This window comes from Nonomuraea sp. NPDC049129 (assembly GCF_040648495.1).
GTDB lineage: Bacteria > Actinomycetota > Actinomycetes > Streptosporangiales > Streptosporangiaceae > Nonomuraea.
In genome coordinates this window covers 289,293-302,434 of the sequence record NZ_JBEZDU010000002.1, presented here as the reverse complement: position 1 = coordinate 302,434, position 13,142 = coordinate 289,293, and the positions used below count along the sequence as shown (strand labels likewise).

General features: G+C 71.1%; 9 protein-coding genes and 2 pseudogenes. 8 read left to right on the top strand and 3 right to left on the bottom strand.

Translation table 11 applies throughout. The annotated features are described in order from the left end of the window. Positions 1-90: 90 nt before the first annotated feature. The 3 genes from AB0B64_RS06430 to AB0B64_RS06420 all read left to right on the top strand — a co-directional run bounded on the left by AB0B64_RS06430 (position 91) and on the right by AB0B64_RS06420 (position 3,442). Positions 91-1,293: an MFS transporter gene (locus AB0B64_RS06430; RefSeq protein WP_357940802.1), complete on the top strand. Its 1,203-nt coding sequence runs from the start codon at positions 91-93 to the stop codon at positions 1,291-1,293. 77 nt (positions 1,294-1,370) lie between these two features. Further along, positions 1,371-2,117 carry a polysaccharide deacetylase family protein gene (locus tag AB0B64_RS06425; protein ID WP_357940799.1) on the top strand — a complete coding sequence of 249 codons (747 nt, stop codon included), beginning with the start codon at positions 1,371-1,373 and terminating at the stop codon, positions 2,115-2,117. A 47-nt stretch (positions 2,118-2,164) separates the two neighbouring features. Beyond that, positions 2,165-3,442, top strand: a complete 1,278-nt coding sequence (locus AB0B64_RS06420) for a D-arabinono-1,4-lactone oxidase (protein ID WP_358175147.1) — start codon at positions 2,165-2,167, stop codon at positions 3,440-3,442. A 9-nt stretch (positions 3,443-3,451) separates the two neighbouring features. Here the strand turns inward: AB0B64_RS06420 and AB0B64_RS06415 are convergent, their stop codons facing one another. Then, entirely contained in the window at positions 3,452-4,312 is an 861-nt protein-coding gene (locus AB0B64_RS06415) for a hypothetical protein (RefSeq protein WP_358175144.1), read from the bottom strand. 193 nt (positions 4,313-4,505) lie between these two features. Between AB0B64_RS06415 and AB0B64_RS06410 the strand changes: the two are divergent. The 3 genes and pseudogenes from AB0B64_RS06410 to sepH all read left to right on the top strand — a co-directional run. Beyond that, positions 4,506-4,688 (top strand): annotated as a pseudogene (locus AB0B64_RS06410) (hypothetical protein); the annotation flags it as partial. 154 nt (positions 4,689-4,842) lie between these two features. Next, positions 4,843-5,472, top strand: a pseudogene (locus AB0B64_RS06405) (S8 family serine peptidase); the annotation flags it as partial. A 164-nt stretch (positions 5,473-5,636) separates the two neighbouring features. Next, entirely contained in the window at positions 5,637-8,483 is a 2,847-nt protein-coding gene (gene sepH, locus AB0B64_RS06400; protein WP_358175141.1) for a septation protein SepH, read from the top strand. Positions 8,484-8,798: 315 nt separating this feature from the next. On the opposite strand, the gene AB0B64_RS06395 is transcribed toward sepH, so the two are convergent. Together AB0B64_RS06395 and AB0B64_RS06390 are read right to left on the bottom strand one after the other, a co-directional pair. Next, positions 8,799-10,319 carry a PH domain-containing protein gene (locus AB0B64_RS06395; RefSeq protein ID WP_358175960.1) on the bottom strand — a complete coding sequence of 507 codons (1,521 nt, stop codon included), beginning with the start codon at positions 10,317-10,319 and terminating at the stop codon, positions 8,799-8,801. A 161-nt stretch (positions 10,320-10,480) separates the two neighbouring features. Next, positions 10,481-11,002: a PH domain-containing protein gene (locus tag AB0B64_RS06390; RefSeq protein WP_357940790.1), complete on the bottom strand. Its 522-nt coding sequence runs from the start codon at positions 11,000-11,002 to the stop codon at positions 10,481-10,483. 138 nt (positions 11,003-11,140) lie between these two features. On the opposite strand from AB0B64_RS06390, the gene AB0B64_RS06385 reads away from it, so the two are divergent. Beyond that, complete coding sequence (locus AB0B64_RS06385; RefSeq protein WP_357940788.1) at positions 11,141-12,100, top strand: ATP-binding cassette domain-containing protein; 960 nt, start codon at positions 11,141-11,143, stop codon at positions 12,098-12,100. Continuing rightward, a complete protein-coding gene (locus AB0B64_RS06380; RefSeq protein WP_357940786.1) occupies positions 12,097-12,894 on the top strand; it encodes an ABC transporter permease in 798 nt (265 codons plus the stop codon). The genes AB0B64_RS06385 and AB0B64_RS06380 overlap by 4 nt, the downstream gene beginning before the upstream one ends. Positions 12,895-13,142 lie beyond the last annotated feature (248 nt).

The window sequence follows — 13,142 nt, the reverse complement described above, 5'->3', positions numbered from 1 at the left end:
GCACACGTTAGCCGAGTTGCCGGAAAAATCACTTGCTGTCCGGTCAGCGCGCGCGTAAATGTTGGGACGCATCAAGGGAGAGGAACGGGCGTGGTCGGGCCTTATCGGGGGTTGTTCAACGGGCCCGGCATCAAGGGATTCGTGCTGGCCGGCTTCGTCGGCCGGATGCCGATGTCCATGCTCGGCATCGGCATCGTGCTGCTGATCTCCGGCCTCACCGAGTCGTACGCGACCGCGGGCGCCGTCGCCGCCACCACCAACGTCTCCTTCGCGGTGGCCGCCCCCCTGACCGCGCGGCTGGTCGACCGGTTCGGGCAGGCCCGAGTGATCGTGCCCTTCTCGATCGTGAACGCGCTCTCGCTGGCCGCGCTGATGCTGTCGGCGGGCTTCGGGCTGCCCGAGTGGACGTTGTACGCCGCCGGGCTGTCGGTCGGCGCGACCTCCCTGTCCCTGGGCGGGATGGTCCGCGCGCGCTGGTCGCACCTGCACGGCGGCTCGGCCAAGCTGCACACGGCCTTCGCGTTCGAGTCCGTCGCCGACGAAATGATCTTCGTCGCCGGACCGGCGCTGGTCACCGTGCTGGCCACGGCGGTCAATCCGTACATGGGACTGCTGGTGGCGCTGGTCTGCATGCTCGGCGGATCCCTCGCGCTCGCGGCGCAGCGGCGCACCCAGCCGCCGATACGGCCGGGCGAGTCCGGCGCCGGGATGGCCATCCTGATTCCGGGGATCGCCCTGCTGTCCTGCGTCTACCTGGCGCTGGGGGCGGTGTTCGGGTCGATCGACCTGATCACGGTGGCCTTCGCCGAGGAGCACGGGGTCAAGGGCGCCTCCGGGTTCCTGCTGGCCGCCATCGCGAGCGGGTCGATGGTGTCGGGGCTCTGGTTCGGGTCGCGGCACTGGCGGGTCTCGCTGCGCCACCGGTTCGTACGGGCGCTCGGGGTGCTCGTGGTGGGACTGCTGCCGATCATGTTCATCGGCGACGCGCGGATCATGGCTTTCGGCCTCTTCCTGGCCGGGCTCGCGATCTCGCCGACGCTCATCACCGGCTTCTCCCTCACCGAGCGGCTCGTGCCGCCCTCGGTGCTCACCGAGGGGCTGGCGTGGATCTCCACGTCGATCGGGTTCGGGGTGGCGATCGGGGCGTGGGCCGGGGGACGGCTGACGGAGGCGTTCGGGGCGTCCAACGCGTACGGCTTCACGCTCGGCGCGGCGGCGGTCGCTGTTGTCGTGGGCGTCGGAGGTTCGGGTTTGCTGAGACTTCCCGAGGCGCCTTCACCGGCCGGGAACTGATCCGCTACGGTCGAACAACCCTCGCAACACCCTTCACAAACGAAAGCTTTCGCATGTCCCGACAAATCACTTCACTTTTGGCTATCGCGGCTGTTGCTGTCACTCTGACACCGGCGACCGCGTCCGCCACCCCCCGTCAGCCCGCCGCCCCGGCCAAGTCGGCCGCCGTCGCCCAGGCCAAGGCGAAGGCAGTGGACTGCGCTGACGAGCAGGTCAAGTGCCTCGCCCTGACCTTCGACGACGGGCCGGGCAAGTACGCGGGAACGCTCCTCGACACGCTGAAGAAGTACAACGCCAAGGCGACGTTCTTCCTCGAAGGCCAGTACGTGAAGAGCCGCCCCGCCTTCGTCAAGCGCATGGCCAAGGAGGGCCACGAGCTCGGCAACCACAGCTACACGCACAAGAACTTCACCACCATCGAGCCGGGCGCCATCAAGAGCGAGATCCAGAAGACGCAGGACGCCGTCAAGAAGGCCGCGGGCGTCGAGCCCAAGCTGCTGCGGCCCCCGTACGGCATGCTGGACATCCAGACCTCGGAGGTCGCGGCCGAGTTCGGCATGCCGATGATCCTGTGGACCGCCGGTTCGCGCGACTGGGCGACCAAGAACTCCGCGGAGATCAAGAAGCAGACGCTGGCCGTGGCCAAGCGCGACGGCATCATCCTCATGCACGATTGGGTGAAGCAGACCGTCGACGTGATGCCGTCGCTCGTGCAACTGCTGCAGAGCCGGGGCTACACGCTGGTGAAGGTCTCCGACATCATCAAGTCGCAGAACCTGCAGCCCGGCGACGCCTTCCCGCTTCCCGAAGGCTGGGAGAACTGAGTATCGTTCACGTTTAATCCGAAAGATGCTCTAGCGCAAGGGCGGCCATGGTCTTCACGAACTGGGCCCGCAACCAGACGGCCGCGCCCGCCGAGGTGCGTACCCCGGCGTCGACCGAGGACGTCGTACGCGCCGTCAAGGACGCCGCCGCCGCCGGCCGCCGTCTGCGCATGATCGGTACGGGCCACTCCTTCACCGGAGTGGCCCTCACCGACGGCGTCATGCTCCGCCCCACCGCGCTGACCGGCGTCACCTCCGTCGCCGACGACCGCGTCACCGTGCGCGCCGGCACGCCGGTGCGGGAGCTGAACTCCCTGCTCGCCGCGCGCGGGCTGGCGCTGGCCAACATGGGCGACATCACCGACCAGACGGTCGCGGGAGCCATCCAGACCGGTACGCACGGCACCGGGCGCGACAGCGGCGGCCTGGCCGACCAGGTCGAGGCGCTGGAGCTGGTGCTCGCGGACGGCTCGGTCGTGACGGCCGCCCCCGGGGAGGACCTGTTCGACGCCGCGCGGGTGGGGCTGGGCGCGCTCGGGGTGCTGACCTCGGTGACGTTCCGGGTGGAAGCCGCCTTCCTGCTGCGCAACCGGCGGCGCCGGATGACGCTCAGCGGCATCCTCGACTCGCTCGACTCCCTGACCGCGGACAACGAGCATCTCGACTTCTTCTGGCTGCCGCACACCGACGCGTGCCTGGTCAAGACCAACAACCGCGACCCCGGCCCGGCCCGGCCGCCCGGTGCGGTCAAGTACTGGCTGGACAACGTCTTCCTGGAGAACACGCTGTTCGGCGCCGCCTGCGCGCTGGGGGCCCGATCCCCCGGACTGATCCCGCGGATCAACGGTGTCAGCGCCGCCGCGCTCGGCGACTCCGAGGCCGTGGACGCGTCGTACAAGATCTTCACCTCACGCCGGGACGTGCGCTTCCTGGAGATGGAGTACGCGGTGCCGCGCGAGCACCTCGGTCAGGCGCTGCGGGAGACGCGGGCGCTGGTGGAGCGGATGGGGTGGCGGATCACGTTCCCGGTGGAGGTGCGGGTGACGCCGGCCAGCACGGCGTGGCTGTCCACGGCGTACGGCCGTCAGTCGGCGTACATCGCCTGCCACGTCTATCGGCCCACGCCCAACCCCGCCTACTTCGCCGGGGTGGAAGAGATCATGACGCGGCTGGGCGGGCGGCCGCACTGGGGCAAGCTGCACACCCGGGACGCGGCGTACCTGGGGACGGTCTACCCGCGGTTCGCGGACTTCGTGGCGCTACGGGATCGGCTGGATCCGGGACGGCTGTTCGGCAACGCCTACCTGGAGACGGTGCTGGGGTAGGGCCTGCTTTTACTGCGCCTCGGCGGGTTCGTCCTGCTGCGCCGGTTGTGACTGCTGCGGCGGCTCGGTCGGGGCGGACGGCGCTTCGGTCATGCGGCCGGGGTCCTGGGCCGAAGTGGTCGCGGACGGGGTCGACGGCTCCACAGTGTTCTTGCCGGGGTCCTTGCTCGCGTCCTTGTCCGTGCCGGTGGGTGTCGGCGTGGGGCTCTGGGACGAGCGGGTCGGCGAGGCGGTCGGGGAGGTGGTCGGTTTCGCGCTGGGCGTCGCCGGGTCGCTGTAGAACGTCGTCCGGGGCTCGACCGCGGGCTCTTCCTTCTCCCTGGCGGGCGCCTTGCCGCGCTCGGTCACCGGCTTGCCACCGGTGAGCTGGTCGTGCACGGTCGTCTGAGCGATGGTCTGGTACGTCAGGATGCCGCCCATGCTCACCCCGAACACCAGCGCCGCGGCCATCCCCGTCTTCGCCCACGGCACACGCCTTCGCGCCGGAACCTCGATCGGCGCCATGACCAGCGTGGTCTCGCCGGGCCGCGAGGGCTCACCCGGCCCCTCGGCCTCACTGAGGTTACGCACCGTAGCGTGCGCGGCCGTCGCCAGCTCGCCCTGGCCCTCGTCGCGCTCGGGCGGAGGATTCGCCGCGCCGGAGTCACGCCAGGCGATCACCGTGTGCTGCTTGACCTTCTCGCCCGTACGTTTGAGGTAGTGCGTGTAGACCGCGGTGGCCACCGTGCTCGCCACGCTCATCAGCGCCGCGCCGATCACCGTTCCCCCCACGCCGAGGTAGGAGGCTCCGACCGCCGCCGTGACCGCCGCCAGGGCGCTTCCCGCGATCTGCGGCATGCTCAGCTCGAACTTCCGCTGCTCGCCGCTCATCCCCCGGATCAGTCCTTTCTCGCCCGCGTTCGGTAAAGAGCTTTCTCGTGAATAGACGCGAGGGCGTGTCCTGTTGTTCCTGTGACGTGTGTGACAGACACCCTCGTCGCTCGTGCCCCGACGAATCGGCCTGCCCTCTCTCTACCTCGCCGCGGCCGCGGCGACGGCCGTGACCACCGCGATCCCCCTCGCCATGGCGCCCGCCTCCGGCCTCGCCTCCCGGCCGCCGGTAACCGAGCCTACGCGCCCGTACATCGTTACCGTGCGTGACCGGGCCGGGGCCCGCGACCTGGTCGGCGAGATGCGATGGCGGGTACGCCGCTTCTACACCGCCGCGCTGCCCGGCTTCGCCACGCTGCTGAACGCGAGCGAGCTGGCGGAGCTCAGCGCGGACCCCAGGGTGGTGGCGATCGAGCCCGACCGCGAGATCCACGCCATGCCGCTCACCACGTCCGCCCGCCTGCCCTCCCGCCGCGCCCCCCCGTGCCCCTCGCACCCGTCGTGCCACTCGTGCGACCGGGAAGGGCGTCACGGTCTACATCGTGGACAGCGGCGTCACTCACGGCCGAACCGGCGCAGTCCACTCGGAAAATCCCCATATGTCGGGTCGCACAGAGACTCTCCGTGTGTCGGATGGTTTGGGGGATCGGCTCTGGTGGGCCTTCGACGCCACCGGGCGTACCGGCGAAGACTGCGGCGGCCATGGCACCCGGGTGGCGCGCGCCGTAGCCGGCCGGTCGCACGGCGTTGCGCCCCAGGCGAGCGTCGCGTCGGTACGGGTGCTGGGCTGCGGCGGCTCCGGCAGCCTGTCGGACGCCCTGGCCGGCCTCGACTGGGTACGCAGGCACGCCCGGGGTCCCGCCGTGGCCAATATCTCCCTCGACGGCGCCGACTCCCCGGCCCTGCGGACCGCCATGGCCCGCCTGGCCCGGTCCGGCGTCTTCGTCGTCGCCGCCACCGACACCGGCCGATGCCGGGTCTCCCCCACCGGCGAGACGTACTCCGCCAGAGCCCCCCGCCTGGCCGGCGCCGCCGCCCGCTACCTGGAGCTCCATCCAGGCGCCAACCCATCCGTTCTGGCCTCTTGGCTGAAGTGCGCGGCGACGCGTGACACTATTCGCCAGAATCCGTCGAGGGCTTTGCGCACGGGCAGGCCTTGAAGATGATGGAATCACCAAATGTGACCGGCGTCACATCGCCCCTGGGCTATCCCAGGAAGGCGATGTTCGGACATGCCGGGTACGGTGCTGGCAGGCAACCGGCACACGCGAGAGACTCAAGGGTCCGGGGGAAGAATGAGCAGCACGCTGACGAAGGGACTCGCATGCAGGAGCTCCGACTCGTCGCGGTAAGTGAGGACGGTACCTATCTCGTGCTGGCGACAGCAGGGCGGGGTACACGGTTCACGCTTCCCGTGGACGACCGGCTCCGTGCTGCCGTCCGCGGCAACTTCTCCCGTCTCGGCCAGTACGAGATCGAAGTGGAGAGTCCGTTGCGCCCCAAGGAGATCCAGGCCCGCATTCGTGCCGGAGAGACAGCCGAGGAGATCGCCGCCACAGCGGGCATCCCGGTCGAACGCGTCCGCTGGTTCGAGGGCCCCGTGCTCCAGGAGCGCGAGTACGTGGCCCAGCAGGCGCAGCGCGTGTCCGTACGCATGCCCGGAGAGTCCTCAGCCGGCCCGACGCTCGGCGATCTCGTCGCCGAGCGGCTCACCAGGCGCGGCGTGCCCACCGACGAGATCGACTGGGACTCCGCCAAGCGTGACGACGGCCTCTGGCGTGTCAAGCTCGGCTACGTTTGGAACGGTCACACCAGGCACGCCGAGTGGCTCTTCGACCCACGCAGGCGGCACGTCACGCCGCACGACGACGAGTCGATGCGGCTCTCGGCCGCCGACTTCGACCCCAGCCCTGTGGTGGAGGACACCACGGTCACGCCGTTCACGCCGCGAGTGGCCAAGCTGCAGCCGGTGCCGCCGCTGGCGTCGGACCCGCTGCCGTTCCCGTCGGTGATCCGCCACGAGCCGGAGCCGCAGGAGCCGGCGGTCGGCTACCAGTCGAGAGGCACGGAATCGCCCTACGGCCGCCCGCCGTCCCGTGATGTCCCGTCCCGCGAGACTCCCTCCCGTGAGACCCCGTCTCACGGCGCGCCGTCCCGCGAGACCCCGTCCCGTGAGACCCCCTTCACTCCGGCGCGAGAGGCACCTTTCGACCGCGCCCCCGCAGCCGACCCCTCCAGCCGCACGGCGGAGGCCGGCTACCGCTCGGACCCGCCGGGGAGGGACTACCGCTCGGAGCCACCCGCCTCCGTGCCCGGCTACCGTGCTCCCGCTCAGGAGACCGGCTACCTGACCGAGCCGTCAGCACCGGAGACGGGCTACCGCGCCCAGGAGCCCGGCCACCGTACCCATCCGTCGGCGTCGTCAGCACCTACGGCATCGTCCTCGTCGTCGGCGTCGGCGTCGGCGTCGGCGGCGCAGGACACCGACTACACCCGCCCCAGCGACCCTTCGTCCTGGCTGCCCGACTACGGCACTCCCCGCCCGCCTGACCGCCAGACCGACCGCCCGACCGGCCGGGACGGCGAGGCCATCTACGCCTCGGCGAGCCGCGAGAGCACGCCTCCGGGCACCCGTACCACTGCGTCCGCGCCCGAAGACGCTGTCACGCTGCCCCCGGCACCTGACGCGATCCCCGGCACACGCGCCGCAGACGGACCGGCTACTGGCACGCCCGCAACAGAGGTACCGGCCGCCAACGCGCCCGCAACGGAGGGCCAGGCCGCCGACGTGCCCACTGCGCAGAGCCCGGTCGCCGTCGACGCGACCGCCGCACAGGGCCCAGCTACCGATGCGCCCGCCATCGACGGCCCGGCTGCAAGCGTCCCGGCGGTGGGCGACCGCACCACAGAGCCGGTGGAGAGCAACGCGCCGCCTGCTCCTGTGACCCCGGCCTCCGCGCCCGACGTTGATGCCGCCGTGACGTCTGTCGTCGCGCCCGAGGCTGATGCCGCAGCGGCCGCCGCCGACCCCATCCTGGCGAACACCGCCGTCACTGGCAGCGCCGTCGCAGAGGCCGTCACGGACACCGCCACGGCGAAGCCCGTCGCTGCAGACGCCGAAGCGGCAGACGTCGTAGCCGCGACCCCCACGCCCACCGCGCAGACCTCTGTGGAGTCGACGCCCACCACTGAGGTGGCGACCGAACCGGAGGCACCCAGCGCCGCCTCCGACCCGGAGCCCAACAGCACTCTCACCGAGCCGCAGCCCGGTGGGACTGTCACCGGCCCACAGCCCGCTGACACGGTCGTCGAGCAGTCCGCTGGCGCCGCAGCGGCAAGCGCCGCTGTGGGACCCACCGCTGCGGAGAACACCGCTGTGGAGAGCACCGCCACCGTGGGGGACGCCACCGTGGAGAGCGCCGCCGCGCCGCAGACGTCCCCTGCCACTACGGACACCACCGCCACACCGCCCGTCACCGAGGCCGCGCCTGCGGCAAAGGACGCCACTGCTCCCGCAACGGCAACCGACCAGGACGCCTCCAAGACCGCGCCCGAGACGGCCGCGCAGTCGGCAGCCGAGCCAACTGCCGATCTGACCGCCGACCCCGAGCCCACGACAGCGGCCCCCAAGCCCAGCCCCACAGCTCCCGAGCCCCAGGCCGCCGCAGGCGTACCTGAGGCCGGCACCACCCCGACGGCTGACACAGCGCCGAAGGCCGATGCGACCGCGAAGGCCGACACAGAGGCGACTACCGCCGAGCCGGTACCGACCGCGCCCGTACCCAAGCCCAAGCCGCAGCCCTCGAAGCCCCAGCCCAAGGCCGAGTCCTCGGCACCCGCGCCGACCACGGCACCCGCGCCCAAGGCTGAGCCCGCAGTGGCCGAGCCCAAAACCGAGCCCGCCACTGAGCCTGCCGCTGAGCCCAAGGCTGAGCCGGCGGCGGCCAAGGCTGAGCCGACAGCGCCTGAGCCTGCCGTACCAGCCGCGAGGACGAGCAAGGACGACACCGCGAAGCCCGAGCAGCCGGCGGCCAAGGAGGAGCCCCCGGTCCCGGTGCCCTCTCCCCCGCCCGCCCCTGCGGCCCGTCAGCCGCGCAAGGGCTCCAGGGGGCGTCGCGCCTCGGTGCCGACCTGGGACGAGATCATGTTCGGCGCCCGCCGCCAGGACTGAGCCGAACACCGCCCGCACACACCGCCCAAGCGCCGTCCACAGACCGCCGTCTGAGCGCCACCCGCGCACACCGCCCGCGCACTGCCCGGCGGTTCGTCGGTGATCTCCCCCGCGGGACCTGTCGGGAGTCTCTCCCCGCAGGCCCTCCCGGGCCTCTGGGACTCTGAGCGCCCCGGGGCCTAGGTTGAAGGCGCGAGGACGGGAGCGGGGGCGGAGGACGAGGGCTCAGACGGAAGGACGCCGGCTGACCGCACCGAAACCGTAGAACAGCACGTCCAGGGGCGTCCCCCTCGGCGAGCAGCGGAAGGTGCCCGCCTACTGCTCCTTGGACAAGAACGGAGCCAGCCACTCCGGTGTCACTTCGGCCGGGAAGTCGATCGCCTGGGACTGTGAGACGTCGATCGCCGAGTAGCCGCCCTTGCCCGCTCCCACCCCGGCGGTGAGCGTGTACACCCCGGCTCGCCGCTGGAACCACGTCTGCCTGAGGTGCCAGCCCACCACCGCGCGGCGTTCCACCACCGCTTGCGAGCGGCGGAGGGAGCCTGAGCGGACCGCCAGGCGTACGCCGTCGTACCCGTGTCCCAGAGACCTGTACCGGTCGAGGCCGAGGGGGATCCCCAAGCCTGCCAGGAGGAGAGCGACCACGGTCCCGATCCACCAGATCGACTGGGCGGTCAGCAGGGCCGTCAGGGCGGTGGCGAGGGTCGGCGCGAGCCATGGGGCGACGGCGCGGAAGAGGCGGCGGTTGCGGGCGATGGGCGGGTGGGGACGGAGTTCGGCCTGGTAGGTGCCGATGGCCTCCCCGGTGACCCGGAAGGCGACCGCGCGCGGGACGTCCGGCAGGAGTTGCCCGCGGGTCTGGGAGTCGCCGAGGCCCGTCACGATGGCCCAGACCCGGGCGACGCCCGCCCAGCGCTCGGGGAGTCCCTCGATGATCTCGTAGCCGCGTACGCGCCCCGCCTCGAGGGACACGCTGCGCCGGTTGATCAGCCCGCGTTCGGCCACCAGGTAGCCGTCGCGGCTGATGAGGCGGAAGTTCCAGTTGAACACCGCGTACATCACACCGCCCACGAACGGCATCGCCAGCACGAGCAGCAGCACCACGGCGAGCAGCAGATAGGGGTGCTCCCAGAGCCACTCCCCGACGGTGAGCGCGGCGTCCCGGCCGTAGCCGAGGTCGTCGCCCCACTGGAACGCCAGCCCCACGGCGCCGCCCGCCAGGGCGAACGGCGTCAGCAGGTACGCGCCGGACAGCGGGCCGTACAGCAACCAGGTCCACGGCACCCGGATGATCTCGCGCTCGGCCTCCACCGTCTCCCCACGAACCGCAGCGGACACCGTGACTGCGGCGGGATCCGTGGCGGAGACGGCGGCGGAGGTCTCATCGGGCGTCGCGGCCCGGGCGGGGCGGGTGATGCGGGTGCGTCGGAGCAGGACCGACTTCAGGCGTTCGGCCTCCTTGAGGGTGACGCCGTCGAGCTTGCCCTCCTCCTCGCCGCCGCTCGCCCCAGTGTCGATCTTGAGTACGGCCAGACCGAGCAGCCGGTGCATGGGCGGTGTGGAGACGTCCACGCCGCGGATCCGCTCCAAGGGGATGGTACGGACCGACCGGCTGATCAGTGAACGCTTGATCTCCAGACGGTCGCCCACGATCTCGTAGCTGAATATCGCCCACCGGACGACGGCGAAGACCAGCGTGACGCCGACCCCGACCGCCGCCCAGGTGTACGACATGCCGGAGAACCCACCCACGAACAGCAGCCCGACAAGGGGGACGATCAGCGACGGGATCATCCGTACCGGGTGGATGAGCAGCACCTTGGGGCTCAGCCGCATCGGCACCCGAGCGGGCTCCACAGGCCCAGCGGGAACGGTCACCGGCGGGAACGAGCCCTCACGAGCAGCATCAGCTGGTTCGGGCGCCGACGGGTGCGCGGGAGGCCCGGGATGAGGTTCGGGCGCCGATGGGTGCGCGGGAGGGCCAGGGCGGGGATCGGTCACGTGGCATCGTCCCTGAGCTGCTCCGCGCGGTGCGCCAGTTCCTCCGCCAGCCCGGCCGCCACCGTGTAGTCCAGGCCCTTGATCGTCGACGAGCCCGCGTGGGAGGCCGTACGGATCTCCAGGGTCGCCAGTCCGAGCAGCCGTTCGACCCACCCTTGCGCCTTGTCGACCGTCTGGATCCGGCTGACCGGCACGAAGACCCACTCCCGCGTCAGGAACCCCGACCGGGTGTAGACCACATCACCCGACAGCTCCCAACGATGTACGGCATAGCGTACGAACGGCTCGGCCACCAGGAACGGGGTGGTCAGCACGCCCACCCCCACGGGCAGCAGCCACGGGTCGTCGGCGAACCAGCCGGGCACCCACGACCACCCGCTCCCCCCGACCCACCGCGCGACCAGGATCGAGCACCCCACGAGCAGCACGAACCCGAACAACGCCTCAGCGAGCCAGAGCCGGATGGCCTTGGGCGAGACACGGTGTTGGGGGTCACGCAACGGGCCAGAAGACGTCACGAGGCCAGCTTATGGCTCCCGCCCGCGTCGGTGATCGGCCAGAGGCACCGGATGCCGGCCGGACGCCGGCCGGAACGCCAGCCGGAAACTGTCGGTGCCGTAGTCCAAAGTGGAGGCACCGAGGAGGAGGGGCGGGTCATGCAGTACGCGATTCAGGCAGACGGCCTGGTGAAGCACTATGGCGAGACCAAGGCACTCGACGGTGTGGACCTCGCCGTGCCGGCCGGCAGGCTGCTCGGCGTGCTGGGACCCAACGGCGCGGGCAAGACGACCGCCGTGCGCATTCTGGCCACGCTGCTCACGCCTGACGCGGGCACGGCCACGGTGCTGGGGTTCGACGTGCGCCGGCAGGCGCATCAGGTGCGGTCGCTGATCGGGCTGACCGGACAGTACGCCGCGGTCGACGAGATGCTGACCGGTGTCGAAAACCTGATGATGATCGGTCGTCTGCTGGGCTTGTCGCGAGGTGAGGCGAGGGAGCGGGCGAAGGCGTTGCTCGGCCGGTTCGACCTGGCCGACGCCGGGGGCCGGGCCACGAAGACCTATTCGGGTGGGATGCGCAGGCGGCTCGACCTGGCGGCGAGCCTGGTGGGCAGGCCGCAGGTGCTGTTCCTGGACGAGCCGACGACCGGTCTCGACCCGCGCAGCCGCACCGAGCTGTGGGGCGTCGTGCGCGGCCTGATGGCCGACGGCGTGACCGTGCTGCTGACCACCCAATACCTGGAGGAAGCCGACCAGCTGGCCGACGACATCGTGGTGTTCGACCACGGCAAGGTCATCGCGTCGGGCACGTCCGACGAGCTCAAGGCCACCACCGGCGCCCAGGTGCTGGAGGTGCGGCCGCTCAGGGAGGACCAGCTCGACCTGGTCGCCAAGGTGGTCACCGACGTCCTCGACGTGGCACCCGACCTGTCCGGCGCCATGGTCACGGCCGCCGTGCGCGACCCGGCCGTGGTGCCCGCCATCGTCCGCCGCCTCGACGACCTCGGCATCGTCGCCTCCGAGCTGGCGCTGCGCAAGTCCAGCCTCGACGAGGTGTTCCTGGCCCTGACCGGGCACCGCGCGGAGGACGAGCAGACGGAGGAAGCCCTCGCATGACCGCCATCACGACGGCCCTGCCCGGCCGGGTCGGTCCCGGCGCCACCCTCAGGCAGACCATGACGCTGGCCTGGCGGAGCCTGGTGCAGATCAAGCACAACCCGTGGGAGCTGCTCGACCTCAGCATCCAGCCGATCATGTTCCTGCTGCTGTTCACGTACGTGTTCGGCGGTGCCATCTCCGGGTCGACCGGCGACTACCTGCAGTTCGCCCTGCCGGGCCTGCTGGTCCAGAACGCCCTGTTCTACACGCTGTCCACGGCGATCGGGCTCAACACCGACATCACCAAGGGCGTGTTCGACCGGCTGCGCAGCCTGCCGATCGCGCGCACAGCGCCCCTGTCGGGCCGGATCATCGCCGACACGTTCAAGCAGGTGTGGGCGTTCGCGCTGTTAGTCGGGTTCGGGATGGTGCTCGGGTTCCGGGTGACGACCAGCGTGGCGGGGCTGCTCGGGGCGCTGGCGCTGCTGGTGGTCGTGGCGCTGGCGATGTCGTGGATGTCGGTCTTGATCGGGCTCAAGGCGTCGAGCCCGGAGAAGGTGCAGATGATCTCCTTCTCGACCATGATGCCGCTGACGTTCACGAGCAGTGCGCTGGTGCCGGCCGACACGTTCCCCGGCTGGCTGAAGGCCTGGTCCGACGTCAACCCGGTGACTTACCTGGCCGACGCGATCCGCGGCCTGCTGATCGGCGGCGAGATCGCCTGGCCGACTATGGTCTCGCTGCTGTGGTCGGCGGGGTTCGTGGTGGTGTTCGCACCACTGGCGATCAGGGTCTTCCGCAGCCACGCGTGAGACCGGTTCCCATCCGGGTCCGGGTCGGTGTCCGGCAAGGTCCGAGTCCAGGTCCGTCCGGGCCCGGGTCCGGGTCCCGCAAGGTGCGGGTCTGTCCGTCCCTGCCGTCTGCGGACGGCGTCCCGCAGAGCGGTGTGGTTTCTCGACCACTCGGTCCTGTCCGTCCCTGGTAGGGGCCATACGGCGGGATCGTGGATCCGCCGCCCAGTGGGACACCACCCACCGGCGGCTGGCCGAGGCCGGGGCCG